Origin of the sequence: Hungatella effluvii (genome assembly GCF_003201875.1) — a bacterium.
In the GTDB taxonomy this organism is placed as follows: Bacteria; Bacillota; Clostridia; order Lachnospirales; family Lachnospiraceae; genus Hungatella; species Hungatella effluvii.
The window spans coordinates 1-22631 of sequence record NZ_QJKD01000021.1 but is presented as its reverse complement, the minus strand read 5'-3'; the positions used below and the strand labels follow the sequence as shown (position 1 = coordinate 22631).

At 51.6% G+C, this 22631-nt stretch carries 19 protein-coding genes; 4 read left to right on the top strand and 15 right to left on the bottom strand.

Annotated features, from left to right (window positions below; all coding sequences use genetic code 11):
• Positions 1-9: 9 nt before the first annotated feature.
• The 9 genes from DFR60_RS26260 to DFR60_RS26220 all read right to left on the bottom strand — a co-directional run bounded on the left by DFR60_RS26260 (position 10) and on the right by DFR60_RS26220 (position 11687).
• A complete protein-coding gene (locus tag DFR60_RS26260) occupies positions 10-2175 on the bottom strand; it encodes a cadherin-like beta sandwich domain-containing protein (RefSeq protein WP_110325828.1) in 2166 nt (721 codons plus the stop codon).
• Positions 2176-2195: 20 nt separating this feature from the next.
• Complete coding sequence (locus tag DFR60_RS26255) at positions 2196-4310, bottom strand: SH3 domain-containing protein (protein ID WP_110325826.1); 2115 nt, start codon at positions 4308-4310, stop codon at positions 2196-2198.
• A gap of 251 nt (positions 4311-4561) precedes the next feature.
• A complete protein-coding gene (locus DFR60_RS26250) occupies positions 4562-5974 on the bottom strand; it encodes an oxaloacetate decarboxylase subunit alpha (RefSeq protein WP_110325824.1) in 1413 nt (470 codons plus the stop codon).
• Between the two features lie 24 nt (positions 5975-5998).
• Positions 5999-7144: a sodium ion-translocating decarboxylase subunit beta gene (locus DFR60_RS26245; RefSeq protein ID WP_110325822.1), complete on the bottom strand. Its 1146-nt coding sequence runs from the start codon at positions 7142-7144 to the stop codon at positions 5999-6001.
• Positions 7145-7192: 48 nt separating this feature from the next.
• Complete coding sequence (locus tag DFR60_RS26240; RefSeq protein ID WP_110325820.1) at positions 7193-7570, bottom strand: biotin/lipoyl-containing protein; 378 nt, start codon at positions 7568-7570, stop codon at positions 7193-7195.
• Between the two features lie 20 nt (positions 7571-7590).
• Positions 7591-8364, bottom strand: a complete 774-nt coding sequence (locus DFR60_RS26235; protein ID WP_110325818.1) for an OadG family protein — start codon at positions 8362-8364, stop codon at positions 7591-7593.
• A gap of 17 nt (positions 8365-8381) precedes the next feature.
• Positions 8382-9836 carry an acyl-CoA carboxylase subunit beta gene (locus tag DFR60_RS26230; RefSeq protein WP_110325816.1) on the bottom strand — a complete coding sequence of 485 codons (1455 nt, stop codon included), beginning with the start codon at positions 9834-9836 and terminating at the stop codon, positions 8382-8384.
• Positions 9837-10108: 272 nt separating this feature from the next.
• Positions 10109-10729, bottom strand: coding sequence for a hypothetical protein (locus DFR60_RS26225; RefSeq protein WP_110325814.1), 621 nt, complete (start codon positions 10727-10729; stop codon positions 10109-10111).
• 112 nt (positions 10730-10841) lie between these two features.
• Positions 10842-11687 (bottom strand): YitT family protein, encoded by an 846-nt coding sequence (locus DFR60_RS26220; RefSeq protein ID WP_110325955.1) that lies wholly within the window; start codon positions 11685-11687, stop codon positions 10842-10844.
• Positions 11688-11863: 176 nt separating this feature from the next.
• Here DFR60_RS26220 and DFR60_RS26215 point away from each other — a divergent pair, with 176 nt between their 5' ends.
• Positions 11864-13495: a potassium/proton antiporter gene (locus DFR60_RS26215; protein WP_110325812.1), complete on the top strand. Its 1632-nt coding sequence runs from the start codon at positions 11864-11866 to the stop codon at positions 13493-13495.
• Between the two features lie 11 nt (positions 13496-13506).
• On the opposite strand, the gene DFR60_RS26210 is transcribed toward DFR60_RS26215, so the two are convergent.
• Both DFR60_RS26210 and DFR60_RS26205 read right to left on the bottom strand, forming a co-directional pair.
• Positions 13507-14358 (bottom strand): tyrosine-protein phosphatase, encoded by an 852-nt coding sequence (locus DFR60_RS26210; protein ID WP_110325810.1) that lies wholly within the window; start codon positions 14356-14358, stop codon positions 13507-13509.
• 117 nt (positions 14359-14475) lie between these two features.
• Complete coding sequence (locus DFR60_RS26205; protein WP_110325808.1) at positions 14476-15747, bottom strand: D-alanyl-D-alanine carboxypeptidase family protein; 1272 nt, start codon at positions 15745-15747, stop codon at positions 14476-14478.
• 159 nt (positions 15748-15906) lie between these two features.
• Here DFR60_RS26205 and DFR60_RS26200 point away from each other — a divergent pair, with 159 nt between their 5' ends.
• Positions 15907-17187: a DNA polymerase Y family protein gene (locus DFR60_RS26200; RefSeq protein WP_110325806.1), complete on the top strand. Its 1281-nt coding sequence runs from the start codon at positions 15907-15909 to the stop codon at positions 17185-17187.
• 31 nt (positions 17188-17218) lie between these two features.
• Here the strand turns inward: DFR60_RS26200 and DFR60_RS26195 are convergent, their stop codons facing one another.
• Positions 17219-18094, bottom strand: a complete 876-nt coding sequence (locus tag DFR60_RS26195; protein ID WP_110325804.1) for a YitT family protein — start codon at positions 18092-18094, stop codon at positions 17219-17221.
• 48 nt (positions 18095-18142) lie between these two features.
• Positions 18143-18454, bottom strand: coding sequence for a U-box domain-containing protein 56 (locus tag DFR60_RS26190; RefSeq protein ID WP_243005189.1), 312 nt, complete (start codon positions 18452-18454; stop codon positions 18143-18145).
• 48 nt (positions 18455-18502) lie between these two features.
• On the opposite strand from DFR60_RS26190, the gene DFR60_RS26185 reads away from it, so the two are divergent.
• Positions 18503-19396, top strand: a complete 894-nt coding sequence (locus tag DFR60_RS26185; RefSeq protein WP_110325802.1) for an RluA family pseudouridine synthase — start codon at positions 18503-18505, stop codon at positions 19394-19396.
• Here the strand turns inward: DFR60_RS26185 and DFR60_RS26180 are convergent.
• Complete coding sequence (locus DFR60_RS26180; protein WP_207659577.1) at positions 19390-20817, bottom strand: RsmF rRNA methyltransferase first C-terminal domain-containing protein; 1428 nt, start codon at positions 20815-20817, stop codon at positions 19390-19392. The genes DFR60_RS26185 and DFR60_RS26180 overlap by 7 nt on opposite strands.
• Before the next feature lie 207 nt (positions 20818-21024).
• Between DFR60_RS26180 and DFR60_RS26175 the strand changes: the two genes are divergently transcribed.
• A complete protein-coding gene (locus DFR60_RS26175; protein ID WP_110325801.1) occupies positions 21025-21603 on the top strand; it encodes a hypothetical protein in 579 nt (192 codons plus the stop codon).
• 132 nt (positions 21604-21735) lie between these two features.
• On the opposite strand, the gene DFR60_RS26170 is transcribed toward DFR60_RS26175, so the two are convergent.
• Entirely contained in the window at positions 21736-22221 is a 486-nt protein-coding gene (locus DFR60_RS26170) for a DUF6465 family protein (protein ID WP_110325799.1), read from the bottom strand.
• Positions 22222-22631 lie beyond the last annotated feature (410 nt).

The following is a 22631-nucleotide window of genomic DNA, read 5'->3' as shown; positions in this document are numbered from 1 at the left end:
TTATCTTACTTAATCGTCAAGATCCATGAATTCAAAATCATCTTCGTCTTCCATCTCCGGATACCGCACTGCCGGATCCGGTGTGGACGGCTGCGGTCTGCCCGCATGGGAGGCGTTTGGCTGCGTCCTTCCTGCCTGTCCCGGGTTAGACTGTAGTCCGCCTGTCTTAGATGCATTCTGCTGCGGTCTGCCTTCCTCTCCTGCATTCGGCTGCGGCCTTCCTGCCTGCGCTGCATTGGCCTGCAGTCTGCCTGTCTGTCCTGCATTGGCCTGCGGTCTGCCTGTCTGTCCTGCATTGGCCTGCGGTCTGCCTGTCTGTCCTGCATTCGCCTGCGGCGCTCTTCCTGCCTGCCCTGCATTAGCCTGCGGCGCTCTTCCCGCCTGTGCAGCGTTTGCCTGCGGTCTGCCAGCATGGCTCTCCTGCTGTGGTCTAACAGCCTGTCCTGGCTCCTGCGGCACACGCGCTGCTGCATTCGGCTGTGGCCGGCCCGGTGTCTGTTCTCTTGCGGTTCTCTGCGGTCCGGCTGTGTCCCGTTCTGCCTCTTCCGCCAGATGGGCCGACAGCTTCTTCTCCATGTCATCGAGGCTGTCTTCCATCTCAAAATCATCATCTTCCGGTTCTTCCTGTGCTTTCACAGGCACTTCCCTGTCCCCTTCAAACTCATCACGGCTGTAGCGGCGCACACGGCCTGCCTGGCTCTCCGGTTCTGTGAAGAAGCCCTCCGGCTCCTCATCTCTGCCGCGCCGTTCTTCCCGGAAACCTCCGTCAGAACCATTGCCGCCCCGTTTTAAAAGGACGATAATCACGATCAGAAGAATAAATGCCAGCACGCCCACACCAATTAAGATATACCGCTGCAGGTTATAATCGCGGACGAGGCTGTTGTAATCCTCTTTCATCTTGTTATAGGAATCCATGGAAACGCCGGAAGCATAATACCGCTGGATCGTCTTTTCCGTTAAATCATATCGGTAGAAGTTCTTCTCTCCATTCCAGTTCATCGCATAGAACAGACAGTACTGCGGATCGCCTTCAGACTTCGGTACCCAGCCGGTTACACGGATTCCGTCGATATCGATCTGACGTTCCTCAAAACCTTCCGGAACCGTTATACCCGCATCAAGCGGCACGATAACAATCGCCTTGGAGCTTGTCTCCACAGAGACGAACTGTGACCAGGAATCTGCTTCTGCATTATAGATGTAGAAGCCGCCGTTTCCGCCCGCATCCTGGAGATACAGAAGAGTCAGATCTTTTTCGAGACCCTTTCCAGCCATAACTTCCGTTCCCTTATAATCATAGGTGCTCGCTTCAAAGCCTTCCGGCAGTGCCGACTCATCGAAGGAAGCCGCCACCTTATATTCCGTACCGTTCACCGTCACAGCAGCATCACCAAATTCTGCGGATACGTCCGCTCCGCTGCTTCCGCCCGGTGTCGTCTCACCGCCTTCCGCTTTCGTCACTACGATTGTATAGTTCTTAACGGTCTGGCCATCCTCGGCCGTGACGTTGACCACGACCTGATTTTCTCCGGCCTTTAAGCCCTTGTCTCCCTGAAGCTTCACGCTGGCGCCTGCATTAGCCGCTACTGCGTTCACGACTAGGTCTGCGGTGCTGCCATCCACGGAAGCCGTATAGTTTTCCACCTCCGGTGAAAATTCCGGAGTCAGCTCGCCTGGTGATATCTTCAGAGACTTAAGCGCAGCATCCTTGGAGGAGGAGGCCGGAGAAGTCACCTTGACAGTGGAACCGCCCTGCTTATCCACAGTTACGATCTGGGAATCCGCATCGTAAATCTCCTGGGACGTCACGGAAATCTGTGTGTTTCCCGCCTTCAGAGCCTTAAACTTCAAGGTAAAGCTGAAGGATTTCTGATCGGCAGCGTCCGTGGTGTCCTGAAGCTTCAACGCTCCGGCTCCCCCATTCGCACCGTTTCCGCTTAGGAATTCCAGTGCGGCCGAATCGTAGGCCAACATGACGTCCGCCTTGCCCAGCGCAGAATCGCTGGTGATCTTCATCGTTACCGTCACTTCGTTGCCCACCATGACCGATGGGTCGGAAAATGCAATTCTTGTATTGGCAGCCCAGGAGACCATCTGTCCGAATGGTCCCATAACTGCCAGCATGCAGACCAGCATAAGGCCGGCCATCAGTCGTTTCAGTTTTATTTTCATAGAAATCTCCTTACTTACGTTTAGTTAGAACCATCCGGAGCGATTGAGATATTGCTTCCGCCTGGTGTTCCCGCACTGCCGCCGGAAGACGGATCCGATACGCCCGGTCCGCCGCTTACGCCAGGGCCGACTTCTCCGCCGCCCGGGCCTGCCGATGAACCGCTGCTTCCGCCGGTGCTTCCTCCGACAGAGGAGGAATACGTCGGTCCGTTATCCTGACGCACCACATGAACCACGTACTCTCTGACACTGCCGTTCTGGGCCGTTACGGCGATCCGCACATCATTGGCGCCGCTCTGCAGCTGGATTGTTCCGGAACCGTTCACGGTTGCCTTTCCATCGATGGCACTGGCATTGACCGTAATACTGGAAACGGAAGGATCGACAATTAAGTTGTACTCCAGAGTATCTCTGTTGTAGGTTGGCGTCATAACAAATCCATCCACGCTTAAATTCGACAGCTTGTTATTCGGATTGCCGTCTGTAGTCGGCTGGCTGCACGCGTTATCCGGCATGTTATTATAGACCGGTATCTTAAACTCCAGCGCAGTCTGCTTCATCTCGTCGTTATATGCCTTCGCATAGACCGCCCCCTCCGAAGCCGCGCCCTGTATATTCGTCATATACTGGTGCTTATAGAGATTATTCCCCTGTACGTTGAATTTCTTCAGATAAAATGTATCCTGTCCAACTTTTACGTAATTATTACCATAATAAAGAGCTCCGCCCAAAATTGATTTTTCAGGGGAATTCCATGGTCTTTCATAGCTGCCCGACTGAGATGCCCACCAGAGCCCTCTCTGTACGGCAGACATACTGCCTGACTGATAAGCCTCTATATTAAAGAAATTATAATAGCCTTCATAGCCTGCTTCTGTTCCGGTAATGCTTCCTCCGGTTCCGCTTGAACTCTGTTCCTGGATAATCATGGCAGCCAGAACATAAGGATTGACTCCTGACTGGGTTCCTGCGTTCATAATAATATCCACATAGTTGGTACTGCCGCTCGGTGTCACAGACCCGCTGCTGCCGTTGTTATCTGCCGAAGGGCCGTTCAGGCTGACGCCCGGGCCGTATTCCATGAGCACGCGCGGCGTGTTCGGCATGATGGAAGCGTGAGGCGATTCCTGGCTGACTCCCGGCGTACTGCCCTTGCTGGGAGCGGCGCTCTCGATCGTACCGGAGCCGCTGGAACCAGAAGAAGATCCACCTGAACCAGAAGAAGCACCTCCGGTACTAGGAAGATTAACCCCCGGCCCTCCGCCGGAAACGCCGGGACCATACGAGGAAGAATCACCGCCGCCCGGACTGCTGCTGCCTCCTCCCGGGCTGCTGCTGCCTCCCGGAGACGAGCTCCCGCCGTCTGCCGCGGTACCGGCCAGAAAGGAGCCCTTTACCATGGTCTGAAGTCCTTCCACCGTATGGCTGTTGCTGTCGTATGTATGGGTAAGGAACTGAAAAACATTCGTCTCATCCAGAAAATTTCTCGGATCCATGTAATACTTTACAATATCCTCGGATGCAGCCACCCAGGAGCTTCCGTCGAAGCCGGGCCATGTACTGCTGTCCCAGTTAAATGCGCCATCCGCGATGGATTTCCAGGAAGACATGCTGTTTGTGTGAACCAGGTTGCGTCCCACCTGACTCTCCTCTTTAACCGCCGTGTTCCAGTCCAGGTTCGTATGCTGAGCCCGGAATACCCACTTCGGGTACTGTGCATGAAGCTCACGCAGCCTCACCTTATAGCTCTCCGGGAATCTCTCCGAGTTTAAATACGCCTCGAAATCGGCGTCACTCGTGTAGGAAACCGGGAATTTTAAATAACTCTTTGAAACGTATCCGGTCGTCTCAGTTCCTCCTGAGCCCTTAACCCGGATCTGATACCATAACGCGCCGTCTGAGGCCGTCTTCTCATCTATAACCGTTACTGCCGCCCCGCTGGTCAGCTTCGTAACGATAGAATAGGTCGTACCAGGACCGCTCCTCACATTCAGCGAAGAAGCGTTAACCGTCGCCGACCTTTCCATGTATGCCATACTCTCTATGTGCGGTGAAACGGTTCCCACAAGGGAATCAATCACCAGGACACTGGCCAGTAAAGCCGCCATCTTACGAGCTTTTTTATATCTCCTCATCTGTCTCTCCCAACATGTCCTCAGTATTTTTCCAATTATACTAATTTATGTAAATTTAGCATTCAATTTATTATAATGACAAATACTGCCATGTGTCAACCTCAACACGAAAAGTTCACACAATTGGCAGTATTTGTAAGAAAATCTTCAAACTCTTGGGATGTTACAGCCAGCTAAAATCCCGGACATATATAAAAAGGATTGTGTTCTTAATCAGAACGATTAAAAACACAATCCTTTTCTATTTTACTTTATACCGGATAAGCCTTGCTCCCCTTATCCGCCACAGCCGAATCCACACCGGTCTGCTGAGCCGCTCTGTACTCGAAGAATTCCTTCGCTACAGCCGGGAACAGCGCATAGGACAGTACATCTTCATCCTGCTGCTTCCACTGCGCACACTCTTTCTCGAACTGAGGAAGCTGCGGAGCGATCAAGTCTGCCGGACGGCAGGTGATCGGTGTCTCGTCTCCGATGATCTTCTTCTGAACTTCCGCATTGAACGGTTTTACCGTCTGGCCGAACTCGCCCATAAGGATCTTCTTGGACTCTTTTGTTACCATCTTGTAACGCTCGCCGCTGATGACATTTAAAACGGCCTGAGTACCCACGATCTGAGAAGACGGGGTAACAAGCGGCGGCTCGCCGAAATCTTTTCTTACTCTCGGAACTTCCTCCAGAACCTGTCTGTACTTGTCTTCCTGGCCTGCTTCCTTCAGCTGGCTTACCAGGTTGGAAAGCATACCGCCAGGTACCTGATACTGTAAAGTCTTGATATTGACACCCAGAACCTTCGGATTTAAACGGCCGCTCTTAAGAGCCTCCTCACGGATCGGCTGGAAGTGGTCGGCGATCTCAGCCAGTAAGTTCTGATCAAAGCCTGTGTCATACGGTGTTCCGCGGAAGGTCTCAACCATAACCTCGGTAGCCGGCTGGCTGGTTCCCAGTGCCAGAGGTGACATCGCGGTATCGATGATATCGCAGCCTGCTTCTACTGCCTTTAAGTAGGTCATGGAAGCGACACCTGAGGTATAGTGGGTATGAAGATCGATCGGAAGCGCGGTGGATTCCTTTAACGCGCGTACCAGCTCGTCCGCCTGATAAGGGGTCAGAAGACCTGCCATATCCTTGATGCAGATGGAATCGGCGCCCATGTCCTCGATTCTCTTGGCTATATCTTTCCAGTAATCCAGCGTATAAGCATCGCCCAGAGTATAGCAGAGCGCAACCTGTGCGTGGCCCTTCTCCTTGTTGCATGCTTTTACCGCTGTCTGTAAGTTGCGGATATCATTTAAACAGTCGAAAATACGGATAATATCAATACCGTTTGATAAAGACTTCTGAACGAAGTACTCTACCACGTCGTCTGCATAGTGATTGTAGCCTAAAATATTCTGTCCACGGAACAGCATCTGCAGTTTCGTGTTCTTGAAGCCGTCTCTTAATTTTCTCAGTCTGATCCACGGATCTTCCTTTAAGAAACGAAGGGATGCATCAAATGTGGCTCCGCCCCAGCATTCCACAGCGTAATAGCCGACTTTGTCCATCTTATCGACAATCGGAAGCATCTGCTCGGTTGTCATTCTCGTAGCAAGCAAAGACTGGTGAGCGTCACGAAGGACAGTCTCTACAATCTTAACCGGCTTTTTCTCTATTTCTGCCATTATCTTACCTCCTAATAATCTTTATTATTTCACTCCGAAGATAGCCATGAAGGTACCGGCCGCAACCGCGGTACCGATAACGCCTGCTACGTTCGGTCCCATCGCATGCATCAGCAGGAAGTTGGTAGGATCTGCCTCAGAACCGACCTTCTGGGATACACGCGCCGCCATGGGAACTGCAGATACACCGGCAGAACCGATCAGCGGATTAACTTTTCCATGAGTCAGTGCGCACATCAGCTTTCCGAACAGCACACCGGCTGCCGTACCAACGATGAATGCTACCAGACCGAGGAATACGATCTTTAAGGTGTTCAAGTTCAAGAATGCTTCTGCACTCGTGGTTGCTCCCACGGAAGTTCCCAGCAGGATAACTACGATGTACATCAATGCGTTGCTCGCTGTCTCTGCCAGCTGCTTCACAACGCCGCTCTCTCTGAATAAGTTGCCTAACATCAGCATACCAACGAGTGGTGCTGTGGTCGGGAGGATCATACAAACAACAACGGTTACAATGATTGGGAATAAGATTCTCTCAAGCTTGGATACAGGACGTAACTGCTCCATCTTGATCTTACGTTCCTTCTCGGTAGTAAGCAGTTTCATAACCGGTGGCTGGATGATCGGAACGAGGGCCATGTAGGAGTAAGCCGCCACGGCGATCGGTCCCATTAAAGCCGTCTGTCCCAGCTTGCTCGCAAGGAAGATGGAAGTAGGGCCGTCAGCACCACCGATAATGGAGATAGCAGCCGCCGCTTTTCCGTTGAATCCTAAGAGGATAGCCAGGAAATAGGCGCTGTAGATACCAAACTGTGCAGCCGCACCGAGTAAGAAGCTCTTCGGATTGGCAATTAACGGAGCGAAATCCGTCATCGCGCCGACGCCCATGAAGATAAGCGGAGGCAGGATGCTCCATTCGTCCAGTTTAAAGAAGTACTGCAGAAGTCCGCCGCCGGAACCATCTGCACCAATTTCCTTCATAATATCCGGGTAGATATTAACAAGCAGCATTCCAAATGAAATAGGAATCAGCAGTAACGGTTCAAATCCATGTCTGATCGCAAGATACAAGAATACGAATGCAACCAGGATCATGAGCAGATTGCCGCCTGTCATATTAAAGAATGCTGTTTGATGAAGAAGATTGTTCAATGTGCTAAATATATCCATGTTAATCCCTCCATATGGAATCCGCCTCTATCTGGCGGAAGCTCTGCCTTAGTTTAATGTAGCCAGTGTTGCGCCTGCTTCTACGGAATCGCCGGTTGCTACATTAATGCTTGCAATTGTTCCATCCTGAGGAGCTACGATTTCATTTTCCATCTTCATGGCTTCAAGAATAACGATTACGTCGCCCTTCTTCACTGCCTGTCCAGGATTTGCCTTCACGCCTAAAATCTTGCCTGGCATTGGAGCCGCTACCTTTACGGATCCGGCTGCTCCGGCCGGTGCCGCTGCCTTCGGTGCTGCAGGAGCAGCCTTCGGTGCTGCCGCCGGCGCTGCCTTTGGTGCCGCTGCTGGTGCTGCGCTTCCGGTTCCTTCTTCTACGGTTACGTCATAAACATTACCATTAACTGTAATTGTATAATTCTTCATGATGATAATCCTCCTGATTATTATGCTTTTTTCCATTTCCCTGCCGGTGCACGTCTGATGGAGCGTACGACAAGACCGCTTGGGCTCGTTCCTGTAGATGCTGCAATCGCAGCTGTAATGACTGCTACCAGTTCCAGATCATCGGCCAGGTTCTCTTCCGCTGCCTGGTAAACTGCTGCCGGTGCCGGTTCTGCTGCCGCTAATGGTTCCGGATCTTCTTTCTTTCCCTTGTTCTTCATCTTCTCTTCAAAACGGTTGATGTATTTGAAGCAGCCGATGAGGAAGCTGATAAAGATCAGGACAATAAATACGGTTCCCATACCCATGGCCATATTCAGGGCGGCCTGTTCCATGTTTTCGCCTAACGTGTACTCCGGAACGAAGGAAACGCTGGTGATCGCACCTTCCCTGTCGGTCGTGATACCGAAGTCCATCTCTCTCTTCTCAAAAACCGCATGAACCGTTGCGCTGTAGCCGCTGTCAATCTCTTCTACCTCAGCCGTGTCCTCTACGGAAATCATGGCGCCAAGGTCATGCTTGACGTTCTTCCAGGAGTCCACACCCTCGGCAAGAGCTTCGCTCTGTTTTGCAGTCTGGCTTCTCACCTCGTCCAGCTGATCATCCGGAATGTTCACGTAAGAGCTTAAATATCCGGAAGCCATCTGGCTTAACTGAGCCTGAATGTTGACATCGACCTCTGAGGAAGCGGTGTCAGCCTTGCTGCAAGCAGATAATGAAAAGAGACAGGCTGCCATGCAAAGTCCTAATGCTACTCGTTTCATATTCAGTTTCATATACCTGTCACCTCATTCTAGACCGTGCCATGTTTTTTATCCGGACGATCCTCTCTCTTCGTGAATAACATCTCAAATGCAGCAATCACGCGGGCTCTCGTCTCGCTTGCATCGATGATATCATCAACATAGCCTCTCTTTGCAGCGGCCAGTGCACTGGACTGTAAAGTCTGATAGCCTTCCGCCTTCTCATTGATTAAGGAAACGCTGTCGTCTGCCTTGCCGATCTCATCCGCATACATAATCTTCGCTGCTTCCTTCGCATCCATCATGCCGATGGAAGCGTCCGGCCATGCGTAAACCATATCGGCGCCGATTGACTTGCTGTTCATCGTTAAATAAGCGGTTCCGAACGCCTGTCCGATGACAACCGTTACCTTCGGAACTGTCGCATTGGCAAATGCATACGTCAGCTTAGCCGCCGCTTTGGCGATCTTTCTCTCTGTGCATTTGCTGGCTTTATATCCCTTTACATTGACAAGAGTAAGCACCGGGATATTAAATGCATCGCAGAACTCCACGAATTCCGCAGCCTTTAAGCAGCCCTGAGAGGTTAAAACCGCATCGTACTCGGCAGTCTTCAAGCCGCTCTCATCATAGGATTCCGTGCGGTTGGCAACAGCGCCCACCGTCGTTCCGTTCATACGGATGAATCCGGTTACCATGGAAGGAGCGTAATCCTTCTTCACTTCCATGAAGAAATTATCATCAGAAATCTGTGTCAGCGCGATGGCCGTGTCTCCCACATAGTTTGCAAGGTCGGAGCACACACGGTTTAAATCGTCGTTACACTCGTCGTAGGACATGTCATCTTCGTTATTGGCCGGGAGGATGGTAACCAGGGTTCTGATACCGCTTAAAATCTCCGCCTCATCGCCTGTAAAATCTGCCAGTCCTGTTTCCTTACTCTGGAAATCAGCGGATGCCGTGTCGCATTTGCCGGTATAGTTGCCAGCCAGTGCGTTCGGGGAATTCACAAATAACTTTCCGTTCTTGCTCTCCACAAATGTGAAATCAGCCATAGCTGTGGAAACCGCCATACCGCCGCCGCAGGTTCCAAACACTGCGCTGATCTGCGGAATCACACCGGAAGCCATGGTCTGGCTTAAATAAAGCTGGCCAAATCCGTCCAGGGCGTCAGTAGCTTCCTGAAGTCTTAAGCCTGCGCAGTCGATCAGGCCAATGACCGGAGCGCCCGTCTTCATGGCCGCCGCATAAAGATTAACGATTTTTTTTGCATGCATTTCGCCGATGGAACCACCCAGTACGGATGCGTCCTGGCTGTACACATACACAAGGCATCCTTCGATGGTACCGTAACCGGTAACAACACCGTCAGCAGGGGTTTCCCTTGATGTCATGTTGAAGTCTGTGTTTCTGGCCGTGATATAGGCGCCGACTTCAACAAAACTGTTCTCATCAAGCAAAGCATTGATTCTGTTGCTTGCTGATGTCTGTGCTGAATTACTCATTTTGCAATCCTCCATTTTGTAATATTTGTACGGGCTCTGTTAAGTAATTAACAAAGATCCGTAGAATAACACCAATTTCTGCCGATTATAATTGTATAATTAATTATGACAAATTTCAAGGTTTTTTTGGAAAAAAAAGAACTGCATTCTATGGAATTTTCATAATCCATATCATGCAGTCCTAATAACTTGTCAGCATTTTTTCACAATCTTTCTTAACTTCCAGCGAAATACACAAGTTTTCGTTGTATAATTTGTAACTATTGCACACGTCATTCCCGGATGTCCATTATGCGAAATGTACCATCCTCTGTCTTTTTATAGCGGATATGGGGATTTTCCTCTCCCATGGTCACGCCATCCGCGTTCGCTTCCAGTGTCGCCGTGTCAACTCCTGCGATCGCCACCATCAAATCGTCCCCGAAGATCAGATCCGGATTCTGTTTTAAGAACTCGCTTCTGTCTGCAAAAGTCATCTTCTCTCCATCAGCGGTCTCCAGATTTAAGGGGAACGCGGCCAGATCCGCCAGAGCCACCATGTCCCTGTCCGCTACCGCTTCCTGGACCAGCTCCGCAAATGCCTCGATATCCTTATTTCCTGCCTCTGATTCTGCCGCGCTGCCGTCCTCTGCTCCCGGACCAGCTGCCGCCCGGGCTTCTTTCTCCATATCTTCCGGAGTCGTCTCTTCCTCTTTTTCTATCTCTGCGCGAAACGGCGCCGCCTCATCCTTCGCAGCCTCTGTGGCTATCGCCGCTGTCGTCTCCGTGTCTTTCGCCGCTGCCGTCTCTGCGGTTCCCACTGCCTGAGACGCGCTTTTCCCTGAACAGCCGCCCGCCGCCAGCACTGTGATGACAGCCAGCAGAACGGCCAGAATCTTTCCTCTTCTCACCATAAGTGCACACTTCCTTTCTGCGCTTCGGGCAAAGTATATACCACGCAGAAGCGGAAGTCAATAGAGTTTCCAAAACTGTAAATGTTAGTCAGTTTTCTGTAAGATTCTTCCCTTATTTATACTCCTTGTGAAGGGTAAATCCACGTCCGCGCACCTCACTGACCTGGTTAATAATCATAAATGCATTGGAGTCCAGCCCCATGACGAGTTCGTTCAGCTTCGACAGTTCCCGGCCCGATACGACCGTAAGCACCGCATAGGATGCCTTTCTCAAATGGCCTCCCTCGATCAGGAGCAGCGTCGTTCCCCGGTCCATTCGGTTCTGGATCGCCTCGCTGATGATCTCACACTGCTCGCTGATGATCTTGACCTGCATCTGGTTCTGTCCGATCATCAGCACCTTATCCAGCACCATGGTATAGAGAAGCACCAGCAGAATTCCGTACAGGATCTTCTCCTTGCCCGCAAACACCATTTGGGTAAGCAGGATCAGGCAGTCGAACACCGACATCGTCATGGAGACCGGAAGGCGGAACTTCTTATTGAGAATCAGCGGCGGTATATCCATGCCTCCGGTTGATGCCCCCGCACGGATCACCATGCCGATTCCCGCGCCGATCAAGAGTCCGGCAAAGACGGTCGCCAGCATCGTATCCCCGGTGATGGGAGAGGAACCGAACAGTCCTTCAAAAACGCCGAGTATAAACGGATAGTAAAAGGTACTGATGATCGTCGTAAATGCGAACGCTTTGCCAAGAACCGCCGCGCCCGCCACGAACATTACCACATTAAAAACGCCGACGAACGCCGCGATGGGAATTCCGAACTTATACTGGGCCACCAATGCAAGCCCCGTCGTCCCGCCGGTGATGAGGCCGTTTGGAAGGATAAAGAGGGACACGGCCAGGGCGTAGAGCGTATTTCCCGCCAGCACGGTTATTATTTTCTTCATATTCATACAGATCTGTCTTCCTTTCATCGGTAAATAACACCGCCTCCCAGTATAGCATAATCCCCGGTTTCTTAAAACCCCCGCCGTTAAGATTTCGTTTCAATTCCTCTCCGTTTTACTTTTTTCACCGTCCTCCTGTTATACTTTATAATGAAATTTTATACTCAGAAAGGAGCGAACACATGGAGTTATATTTAATTATGGCTGCATTTATCTGCATCCTGTGCATCTTTGCAGGGAGCCTGTCAACCCGCATCGGCGTCCCCTCCCTTCTCCTCTTCATCATTCTGGGCATGATGTTCGGGACAGACGGAATCTTCCGGATTCCCTTTTCCAACTATGGGCTCGCGGAGAGCATCTGTTCCGTCGCCCTGATTTTCATCATGTTTTATGGAGGATTCTGTACCAACTGGGAGGCCGCCAGGCCTGTGGCAAAAAAAGCCGTGCTGCTTTCCAGCGCCGGCGTCATACTTACCGCACTCTTAACCGGCCTTTTCTGCCATTTTATTCTGAAGACTTCTCTGCTGGAAGGACTTTTAATCGGCTCCGTACTCGGATCCACGGATGCCGCCAGCGTATTTTCCATTCTCCGCATGAAAAAGCTTAACCTTGTAGACGGCATGGCATCCATCCTCGAGGTGGAGAGCGGAAGCAACGATCCTGTCGCCTATATGCTGACTACAATCGTACTGGGCATGATGGCGGGCCACTCTTCCGCCGGCTCCGTCGCCCTCGTCTTCTCGGCGCAGGTGCTGTACGGAATCCTGTTCGGCGTGGCAGCCGGCCTGGCGGGATCGAAGCTTTTAAACTCCAAACAGCTTTTTTCCGGGGAAATGCTTCCGATTCTCACCATGGCCCTTGCAGTCTTAACCTACGGTCTGCCGGCCTCAGTCTCCGGCAATGGCTTCTTAAGCGTCTATATCGCCGGCATTATCCTGGGCAACAGCCAGATAAAAGGAAAAGTGGAACTCGTCCACTTTTTTGACGGCATCACCGGAATGATGCAGATTATTCTGTTTTTCCTGCTGGGACTCCTGTGTTTTCCTTCCAGGATCATTCCCGTACTGGTCCCTTCCGTCTGCATTATGGCCTTCATGCTTCTGATCGCGCGGCCTGCGGCCGTCTACATCATACTGCGGCCCTTTAAAGTTCCCTTCCGCCAGCAGCTGCTGATCTCCTGGGCGGGCCTGCGGGGAGCCGCCTCCATCGTTTTTGCCATCACCACGGTCCTGAGTCCGGCCGCCATGGAATACGACATCTTTCATATCGTGTTCTGCGTCTGCCTCCTGTCTGTCGCCATTCAGGGCTCTCTGCTTCCATGGATGGCGAAGAAGCTGGAAGTAATCGGTTCCACCGACGATATCTTCAAGACCTTTAACGACTATCAGGAAGACCAGTCCATCCATCTGACCGAGGTCCGTCTCCCCGAGGGACATCCCTGGATCGGACATACCTTCCAGGATATCTCCATTCCGGAGGATATGCTGGCCGTCATGGTGCTGCGGGATGGGAAGACGCTGATTCCCAACGGAAGCACGTACATCACGGCGGAGGACACCATCATCCTGAACAGTCCGGCCTATGCAGACAAAAGCGGCATGAAGCTCCGCGAAGTCCGGATCGGCCGATACCATCCATGGGTGAACAAACAGCTGTCGGAGCTTACGCTTCCCGCAGACACCCTGATCTTTCTCATACGCAGGGCCGGCCGTTCCCTCGTTCCGACGGGCCAGACCCACGTCCGCGACGGAGATGTCCTGATTCTGAATGCGCAGCCGGTAACGCACACGGCGGCGGCTTCCGCTTTCTTATAAAATCCGTTTTCTTATGAAATAAGAAACTTCCGTTTCAGTTCCGCCTGCTTCCGCTCATTTATGCCAATCCGTTCATTCAGATAGGCATCCACGGAACCGCAGGCGGTTTCCATGGCGGAAAATGCATGGCGGATATAATCCTCCGATACCGTCAAAAGCACCTTCACACACTCTGCAAGCCTCACGTCCTTCGTCTTTTCCCGCACCATGTCTGCGGTCTTCACCGCATTTTCCATCACGTAATCATTCGTCCGGAGAAAATCCCGGATAATCGTATCCCGGTCTACGGATAGGGCGGACAGCAGAAGGGCTGTTCCCACACCCACCCGGTCCTTTCCGGCGGTACAGTGCCAAAGCACCGCGCGGTCGTCTGCCTCCAGAAGGATATCGAAAAAGCGGCTGTAATACGCCGCCGCATGTTCATCCATGACGAGATTCTCATACAGCTTATCCACATAGAGCTCCGGATTCCCGCCCAGGGAAGAGGCGTGTTCCAGCATTCCGATTATGGCATCCTGCTTCGGCTTTCCCTCCTCCTCGTCCTCAAAGGTGATCCCCACCGTCTCCTCATTCAGAATCGGATTGAAAATGTTGATGACGCCATCTATCTCCGGGTCCGGCTTCTGGCTTCTCTCCACGGAGGTTCTGAAATCCACCACCGTCCCCAGACGGCACTCCCCTGTCAGACGCGTTATGTCCGCCGGCGTAGCCTCATAGAGCGCTCCGCTCCGAATCAGCCGTGCCGGTACAATCTGCTTTCCATCCATGGTACGTATGCCGCCAAGATCTCTCGTATTGGGCAGCCCCTCCAGATGGATTCTGCCTGTGTAATGTTTAGCCGTTCCGTTTAAATTCTCTTCCATTCTGTACGCCTCTTTCTTTCGTTCATTCTATCTCAATGCTCATAGTATATCACAAACGCCCCATTCCTAAAAGCCCCTGCTTAGGCTATCACGCCCCGGCAGTTCATTTGTTGCTGTTCATTCCGCAATGTCATTTACAAATGAAAATGGTGACCGGAAGAGCTGGATCACACGGTCGATGCACCACCGGAAGGTGATTTTCTCCACCTCCTCAGTGAGATAGACAGGAAATGTCTTTACGGTCTCTCCCTGCAGGCGGTACGTCACCGTTCCCACGGTCTGCCCCTTCCTAAGCGGCGCCTTTAAGCGGTCCGGAAGCTCCTCGGATACGGTCACTTCCTCGTCCTCTGCCATGAGAAGCTTTAAGCTCTTCTCCTCATCCTTCAGATTTAAATCGGCGTGAACCACCACCGGATCGCCCAGGTTTCCAGAAATGGGGACTCCATTTTCCACCGGAATTTCAGGAAATGTCTTTTCCTGGAAGACCTCCCGGTACTGATAGTGTTCCTTTCCATACCCGAACAGCTTCCTGGCATCCGACCATTTATACGTCTTATGAGGCGGCCATCCACAGCCCAGGAGCGCGATGGTAAACTCCCGCTCTCCGTCCTCTAACGCCCCCACATAGGAGTAGCCCGCTCCTCCCGTAAATCCGGTCTTGCCAGAGAATACGCCGCTCATCATGGTCAGCAGCGCATTGTGGTTCTGGCAGCCGTAGGACCGTTTCCCCTCCTGATCCGTGAAATAATAGCTCTGTGTCCCCGTAATCTTCAGAAAATCATCCTTTTTCGGCGACGTACCGATGCAGTAATTCATGATGCGGGCCAGATCCGCAGCTGTTGTGGAATGCTCCTTCATCTGGCCGTTCTCCTCCTTGCTGGCGTCCAGCCCGTTGGGTGTAATAAAATACGTGTCGCCGCATCCTAAATCCCTGGCTTTCTGATTCATCAGGGCCGCAAAGCCCTCCACGCTTCCTCCCACATGCTCCGCAATCATCACAGCCGCGTCGTTGTGGGATTCCAGCATCAGGCTGTAGAGTAAATCCTCCAGCCGGAAGGTCTGCCCCTTATACACGCCCAAATGAACTTTCGGCTGGGCCGCTGCATTCTGGGATGCCGTCACAGTGTCGGAGAGATTTCCATACTCCAGGGCTATGATGCAGGTCATGATCTTCGTCGTACTCGCCATGGGACGGGCCACTCCCGCATTTTTCCCATACAGGATTCTGCCTGTTTTCGCATCCATCAGAACAGCCGACTGCGCATACAGCCCCAGTTCATCCTTCTGATTTTGTTGTTCCTGCCCGTCCGTCTCCGCCTGCGCCGTAACCCTCCCGCATATTCCCGTGCACAGCACAAGGCACAGAATAAATAGTATGACCTGCTTCATCCTCATACCACCCTGTATGATTTTATTTTATCCTATTCCTTCTATTTTTCATTTATTCCGGTTAAGAGGTCTGGCCTTTAAGTTTCCTCTTTACTTGCGAACATATATTCGATATAATAGAAGCAGATCATTTCTTCATTTACTCAGGGAGGGAATCTTATGGAACAGAGTCCGCTTGTCTTTCATATTGATGTTAATTCCGCATTTTTAAGCTGGGAGTCAGTCTGCCGTCTGACGGAGGACCCGGAGGCGCTGGATCTCCGCACGATTCCTTCCGCGGTAGGCGGGGATGCCGCTTCCCGCCACGGCATCGTGCTGGCCAAGTCCACACCGGCAAAAAAGTATGGGGTAACCACCGGGGAACCGCTGGTCCAGGCGCTGCGAAAGTGCCCGAGTCTGTGTGTCGTCCCCTCGCGGTTCGATGTCTATATTCATTATTCCACGCTCCTGATGAACCTCTTATCCGACTACACCCCTGATATCGAAAAATTCAGCATCGACGAAGCATTTTTAGACATGAGCTCCACCATCCATCTTTTCGGAGATCCGTGGACCACGGCCAATCAGATCCGTGAACGCATCTGCCGGGAGCTGGGTTTTACCGTGAATATCGGGATTGCCCCCAATAAGCTTCTGGCCAAGATGGCCTCGGATTTCAGGAAACCCGACATGTGCCACACGCTCTTTCTCGATGAGATCCCGGAAAAGATGTGGCCGCTTCCCATCCGGGAACTGTTTTTCGTGGGCCGTTCCGCCCAGAATAAACTGGAGGGAATCGGAATCCACACCATCGGCCAGCTGGCCGCCATCAATGTGGAACTGTTAAAACCCATTCTGGGCGAAAAGTACGCCATACAGATTCACGACTATGCCTGCGGCATCGATCCTTCCCCCGTGGCGGAACGCGAGCCTATTAACAAAGGCTACGGCAACAGCACCACGCTGTCCCGCGATGTGGATGACCTCGATACGGCGTTCACCGTTCTCCTGTCTCTCTGTGAGACTGTAGGAGCCCGGCTCCGCGCAGATCACGTGATCTGTGACTGTGTCTGTGTGGAAATCAAGGACTGGGACTTTCACGTACAATCCCATCAGACGACGCTTAACAGTCCCACGGACTCCACCACAGTACTTTACGAGAACGCCTGCCGTCTGCTGAAGGAGTTCTGGGACCGCACGCCGCTCCGTTTGATCGGAGTGCGCGCAACGAAGATATCCGACGACGAATTCAGCCAGATCAGCCTGTTCGAATCGGAGCAGTCCAAGAAGATGAAGGAGATGGAAAAGGCGGTTGACCAGATCCGCAGCAAGTTCGGCACCGACATCATCAAGCGGGCCAGCTTCTTAAAGAAGGACTCCATCGTCGATCACGCCGCCAGCAAGCAAAAACATCTCTCTCATTCCGCCTTAAAGGAAGATGATAAGAATACAAAGAATTGAGCGGGAATACGAATACTTCCCGCTCTTACTGTCATATCATCTCGATTGGCTTAAATCCCTCTCCAAATACCTCATTCGAATCCGTAATAATAATAAACGCGCCCTTATCGATCTCATGGACCTCGCGTCTGATGGGAATTACCTGGCTGTTATTGCATGCACACATGACGACCTTCTTCTCATCCAGGGAGTAGGAGCCCTGTCCTTCCAAAAACGTACAGCCCCGCCCTGTGGCCTCCTCGATGGCGGCTGCCACCGCCGCCTCGCACGACGTAACGATAAGCATCAGCTTTCCGGCGCCGAGACCGTACATGATCTTGTCGATGACCATGGTAGTCACGATGGAGGAGATCATACCCAGGATTACCGCGTCCAGATTACGGAACACGAAGCCGCCGGCCGTGATGACTACGGCATCCACCACCAGAGAGATCTGGCCGATCGTCAGGTGGGGAAACAGCTTCCTGATAGCCATGACCAGGAAGTCCGTGCCGCCTGTGGAACCGCCCCGCAGGTAAACAATCGTAAGCCCCAGCCCCGAAAAGATACCGGTACAGATCGATGCATAGAACGGGTTTCCGTCATAGAAAGGAATGATGGGCATCACATAGTCCAGCACAAAGGCGAAGATCACCATACTCTTCATGGAGCGGAGCAGGAACCGTCTTCCCAGCAGCTTATAGCTGACAAGCAGGATTGGTATGTTGAGCAGGATGCTCACGATACCCATGGGAAGTCCGAATAAGTAGCGCAGAATAAGGGCGATACCAGAGACGCCGACAGGGGCGAACTCCGCGTTCACTGCGAAATTATAGATACCGATATTAAAAAGGAACGCGCCTGCGATATCGCAGAGCAGGTCGATTCCCAGGTCTTTTACTGTATACTGCTGTCTGATTCCAGTCATTTGATTCTTTCCTCCATTTCATCTCCGTGCAGCTGATACGGCCTGTCTCTAGAGGAAATAATCGTCGATCTCAAACTCCTTTTTCCCTACACGGATCCATTTGATCAGCACGCTGGTCTCTCCGTCTTCCTCCGAGCAGACTCCGCAGCCGTGAACCTCCGTCCTTCCATAGGATTGCTTAAAGACGACTTCTTTATCCATAATTCCGCGTTCTGCTATATTTTCCGCCAGATCGAGGAGCACATCCTCTACATCTTCCTCTACATGATTCTTCTCTAATTCCTGTTCCAGTGCCTCATAAAGCTCTTCGTTCATCATAATCGTCTGTCCTTTCTTCTTTTCCATAAAACAATTATACATGTTTAAAATTTCTTGTCAATCTCACCCAGTCATGATAAAATTTACCCCATGAAAACGACTATGACATACCTCATTCAACAACAGGACATGCAAAAGACCGTAGAACAGTTTCTGCTGTCATACGGTTATTCCGCGGCTCTGATCCGCCGGCTGCGCCATACGGAGCAATCCATTTTAAAGAATGGAATCCCGGTCTATACGACGTACCGGCTGAACGAGGGCGACTCCCTCGCCGTCACACTGCCCGAAGAACACGGTTCAGAAAATATTGTTTCCGTTCCCATGGATTTGGACATCCGGTACGAGGACCGTGACCTTCTCGTCGTCAATAAAGCCGCCGGCGTCCCCATCCATCCGTCCCAGGGAAATCACGATAATACGCTGGCTAATGGAATCGCCTGGTATCTGGGGGAGAAGGGAGAGGCCGCTACGTACCGGGCCATTAACCGCTTAGACCGCGATACCACCGGCCTGCTGATACTGGCGAGACACGCACTCAGCGCCTGCATGCTGTCCGATATGGTTCGAACCCATGCCATACGCAGATGTTATCTGGCTGCGGCCTCCGGTCTGGTTCCCCCGGAAGGCGTGATCGACGCCCCCATCGCCAGGACCTGCGATTCCACCATCGAGCGCTGTGTGGACTTTGAACGCGGGGATTCTGCCAGAACCCATTACCGCACGCTGTATTACAATCGTGACACCGACTGTTCCTTAGTGGAGCTACGTCTGGAGACGGGACGTACCCATCAGATCCGGGTTCACATGAAGCATATCGGCCATCCGCTGCCCGGCGATTTTCTCTACAATCCCGACTACCGCCTGATCGGCAGGCAGGCCCTCCATTCGTGGCAGCTGGATTTTATTCATCCCATCAAAAAGGAGCCCCTTCATTTCGAGGCCCCTCTTCCAGAGGATATGCGCCGGCTCTTCGGTCAGTAGACGAATACCGTCCCTCCCATCCAGCGCAGTCCCTTCGGATAATGATTTTTTAAGATTCCACCGGCCAGTTTGGAAAATCCCAGGGACCAGCCGTCCACGGTCATCAGGACCCAGCCCTTCTGTCCGTTTAAATCACAGTTTTTTGCTTCCCCGATCCTCAGCGTTTCCCCCTTCAGATAACAGACAGCCTCCATCCCATCCGCCTTCATGGAGAAACGGCGCACCGCCTCCTCTTCCTTCATGGAGAGCGCCAGGGCGTGGGATGGCTCAAAGCGGTTCTTCTTCATCGTTCCCATATGAAGGCCGGGACGCACCACCTTTAGGCCGGCCAGATCGATCATCTGAGGCGGAAGCAGATACAGCTGGTCCCCGAACAGGATATACTCTTCCCTGTCCAGGTATCGCTCCGGTTCCGTAAACAATTCCCTGCAGAAGCCTTCATACTCCTTCCACACGGCCTTGTCTTTCAAATACTTCGGAACCTTTCGTTTCCACGTCCCTTCATCCTTCCCCATCTTGCGAAGCACGGCCAGATAGTGGCCTTCCCCCTCCGATATATGGGGCCATATCCGGTAAGTTTTCCGTAGTGTTTCCATGGACAGGTTTCCCCATTCCGGCCTCCCCGGTGAAAGGCCTTCCCTGGTTCCCATATCCTCGATCTCAAATTCCGGATGGTCCGAAAGAAATGTCTCGATAGTCTGCTCGTCCTCCTCCGGAGAAAAGGTGCAGGTGGAATAGACCATGCGTCCCCCGGCCTTCAGCATCTGCGCCGCATGATCCAGAATCTGGCGCTGCCTCGCTGCGCACATGACCACATGATCTGGACTCCACTGGCTGCGGGCTTCCTCGTCCTTACGGAACATGCCTTCGCCGGAGCATGGAGCGTCCACCACTATTTTATCGAAAAACTCCGGGAAGCGCTCTGCCAGCCGTTCCGGCGTCTCATTGGCCACCACCGCATTCCGGATTCCCATGCGTTCCACGTTCTGCGAAAGGATCTTCGCCCTCGCCGGATGGATCTCATTGCTCAGCAAAAAGCCTTCTCCCAGCAGGTGTCCGGCGATCTGAGTCGTCTTGCCTCCCGGCGCCGCGCAGAGGTCCAGCACACAGTCTCCCGGCTTCGGCTCCAAAAGTTCCACCACTGCCATAGCGCTGGGCTCCTGAATGTAATACAGCCCCGCTTCATGGTACGGATGCTTTCCCGGCCGCTCCTGCGAATCGTAGTAATAACCTTCCCTCGCCCACGGAATCTTCGTTAAGTGAAACGAGGTCTTCGCTAAAAATTCCTTCGCCTCCGCCTTTCCGGGATTCAGCCGCAGTCCCTGCACCCGCTCCTTTTCATAGCTTTCCAGAAACGCCTCATATTCCGTTTCAAGAAGGCCCTTCATCTTTTTTTTAAATGCCTCCGGCAGTTCTATCATCACAATTCCTCGTTTTTCTCAAAAATTCTTTCCATCAGATTACCAGATTAGGCCTTTTCCGTCAATGTTCCGGAATAATTTTCCTTTATTTTTCCAATTTTTTCGACAAATTACACACTTTGTTTATAAATATTTTCGAACTATATGATAAAAATATATAGGAGACGTTAAAACGATTCTTCAACTAATGAACCTGCGAGGTACGACATGATATTAAACATCACCGCTTACTTTATTATTCCCGTTTACACGTTTCTTTTTGCCTGGGGAACCGATTTATTCAGGCTGAACTTCTCCGTACTGGGCAGTCTGGCTAACCGCAAGAATGCCTTTCTCTTATGGGGAATCATCGTGGGCATCTATTTTTACTATGTGCTGAGAAAAATTATTCATCACCTCCCACGCAACCGGAAGGAGACGGTTACGAGCGTCAGCGCACTGATCCTGCTGGCCTTCGCGGTCACCACGCCCTATCTTCCCGAAAACAGGCCCTTTCGGGCATTTCTCCACGTGATCTTCGCCTTCAGCGCCTCCGTGCTGCTGCTGGCCTGTCTCTACCTGATCGTGTGGAAGCTCTACTGCATGAACCGGGAAGTATACCGTCCCTACTTCATCTGTCTGAACATCATCACTGTGCTGTCGGCCATGCTCTTGTGTCTGGCCGGAATCGTCAGCAGCGCGCTGGAAATATTCTTTACCGTATCCTGTACTCTGATGCTCATCAGACTGTACCGTCGTGTTATATCATCCAGGGACGGTTACTACAGTCTGAAGCACAAAGTCTAAAAACGTCGCAGGCCGCCCGCAAGTACGCCATCTGACTCGCTGCCGGCAGAAAAATAGTGCTGTAAAAAGAACATCCTCCGCAAAAACGCGTCCATTCCTTTTACAGCACCGTATCGTGTTCTATGTATTCAATTATAACATAACCTTATACTGATCAGAACCTTCGCCGTTTACAACGTAGTAAGCAGCATGCTCTTCCGGCTTCACATAAATCTCGATTGTCTCGATGACAGCGCCCTTGTTCATGGACTCATAAGCCTTCTTTGCAGCTTCCAGAACATCTTTTGCAACGATCTGCTTTCCAGCAAACTCGATCACTACGGAAGACTTTACTTCCTTCACAGCTGCAGGCTTCTTAGCAACAGCTTTCTTTGGCGCAGCTTCCTTTTTCTCAGGTGCAGCCTTCGGCGCAGCTTCCTTCTTAGCCGGAGCAGCCTTCTTTGGTGCAGCCGCTTTCTTCTCAGCCGCCGGTTTTGCTGCCGGTGCCTTCTTAGCCTCTGACGGAGTTGCTTTCGCCGGTTTCTTTTCTGCCGTCTTGACTTCCGCTGTTTTCGTCTCTACAGCTTTCGTCTCTGCCGTCTTCGTTGCTGTCTTAGTTTCACTCTTAGTATTCATCATAATTCTCCTCCTCAAACAGATTCATCTGTTTCTACTGTTGACGTGTATAAGTTCAGCCTGCCTTCTGATGTTTATATTTTAGCTGAGTGAATTATAAAACGAAAATACCGTTTTGTCAACAAAATGACTCGCATTAACCCGGGAGTTTGACACCCCCAATCTAAAAAAACACCGCTAAGCCGCTACTGGCTTATATTTTTTTGTCAAATTTTATGTTTTTATATATAGGCTTTTTAGCTCTTTTATGGTATAATAGGGGGAGGGAGGTAATAACTTATGAAGGTAAATACATCAAAATCAAAGAATGCTGAATCTTTTTACATCAAGCAGTCCTTTATAGATGGCAACGGAAAATCTACGTCCAGAACCATCCGCAAGCTTGGAACATTGAATGAATTATTAGTGGAACA

Coding starts and splice junctions, on each gene's coding strand:
- DFR60_RS26260 (WP_110325828.1), bottom strand. CDS start 2,175: ATGAAAATAAAACTGAAACGACTGATGGCCGGCCTTATGCTGGTCTGC.
- DFR60_RS26255 (WP_110325826.1), bottom strand. CDS start 4,310: ATGAGGAGATATAAAAAAGCTCGTAAGATGGCGGCTTTACTGGCCAGT.
- DFR60_RS26250 (WP_110325824.1), bottom strand. CDS start 5,974: ATGGCAGAAATAGAGAAAAAGCCGGTTAAGATTGTAGAGACTGTCCTT.
- DFR60_RS26245 (WP_110325822.1), bottom strand. CDS start 7,144: ATGGATATATTTAGCACATTGAACAATCTTCTTCATCAAACAGCATTC.
- DFR60_RS26240 (WP_110325820.1), bottom strand. CDS start 7,570: ATGAAGAATTATACAATTACAGTTAATGGTAATGTTTATGACGTAACC.
- DFR60_RS26235 (WP_110325818.1), bottom strand. CDS start 8,364: ATGAAACTGAATATGAAACGAGTAGCATTAGGACTTTGCATGGCAGCC.
- DFR60_RS26230 (WP_110325816.1), bottom strand. CDS start 9,836: ATGAGTAATTCAGCACAGACATCAGCAAGCAACAGAATCAATGCTTTG.
- DFR60_RS26225 (WP_110325814.1), bottom strand. CDS start 10,729: ATGGTGAGAAGAGGAAAGATTCTGGCCGTTCTGCTGGCTGTCATCACA.
- DFR60_RS26220 (WP_110325955.1), bottom strand. CDS start 11,687: ATGAATATGAAGAAAATAATAACCGTGCTGGCGGGAAATACGCTCTAC.
- DFR60_RS26215 (WP_110325812.1), top strand. CDS start 11,864: ATGGAGTTATATTTAATTATGGCTGCATTTATCTGCATCCTGTGCATC.
- DFR60_RS26210 (WP_110325810.1), bottom strand. CDS start 14,358: ATGGAAGAGAATTTAAACGGAACGGCTAAACATTACACAGGCAGAATC.
- DFR60_RS26205 (WP_110325808.1), bottom strand. CDS start 15,747: ATGAAGCAGGTCATACTATTTATTCTGTGCCTTGTGCTGTGCACGGGA.
- DFR60_RS26200 (WP_110325806.1), top strand. CDS start 15,907: ATGGAACAGAGTCCGCTTGTCTTTCATATTGATGTTAATTCCGCATTT.
- DFR60_RS26195 (WP_110325804.1), bottom strand. CDS start 18,094: ATGACTGGAATCAGACAGCAGTATACAGTAAAAGACCTGGGAATCGAC.
- DFR60_RS26190 (WP_243005189.1), bottom strand. CDS start 18,454: ATGTATAATTGTTTTATGGAAAAGAAGAAAGGACAGACGATTATGATG.
- DFR60_RS26185 (WP_110325802.1), top strand. CDS start 18,503: ATGAAAACGACTATGACATACCTCATTCAACAACAGGACATGCAAAAG.
- DFR60_RS26180 (WP_207659577.1), bottom strand. CDS start 20,817: ATGATAGAACTGCCGGAGGCATTTAAAAAAAAGATGAAGGGCCTTCTT.
- DFR60_RS26175 (WP_110325801.1), top strand. CDS start 21,025: ATGATATTAAACATCACCGCTTACTTTATTATTCCCGTTTACACGTTT.
- DFR60_RS26170 (WP_110325799.1), bottom strand. CDS start 22,221: ATGATGAATACTAAGAGTGAAACTAAGACAGCAACGAAGACGGCAGAG.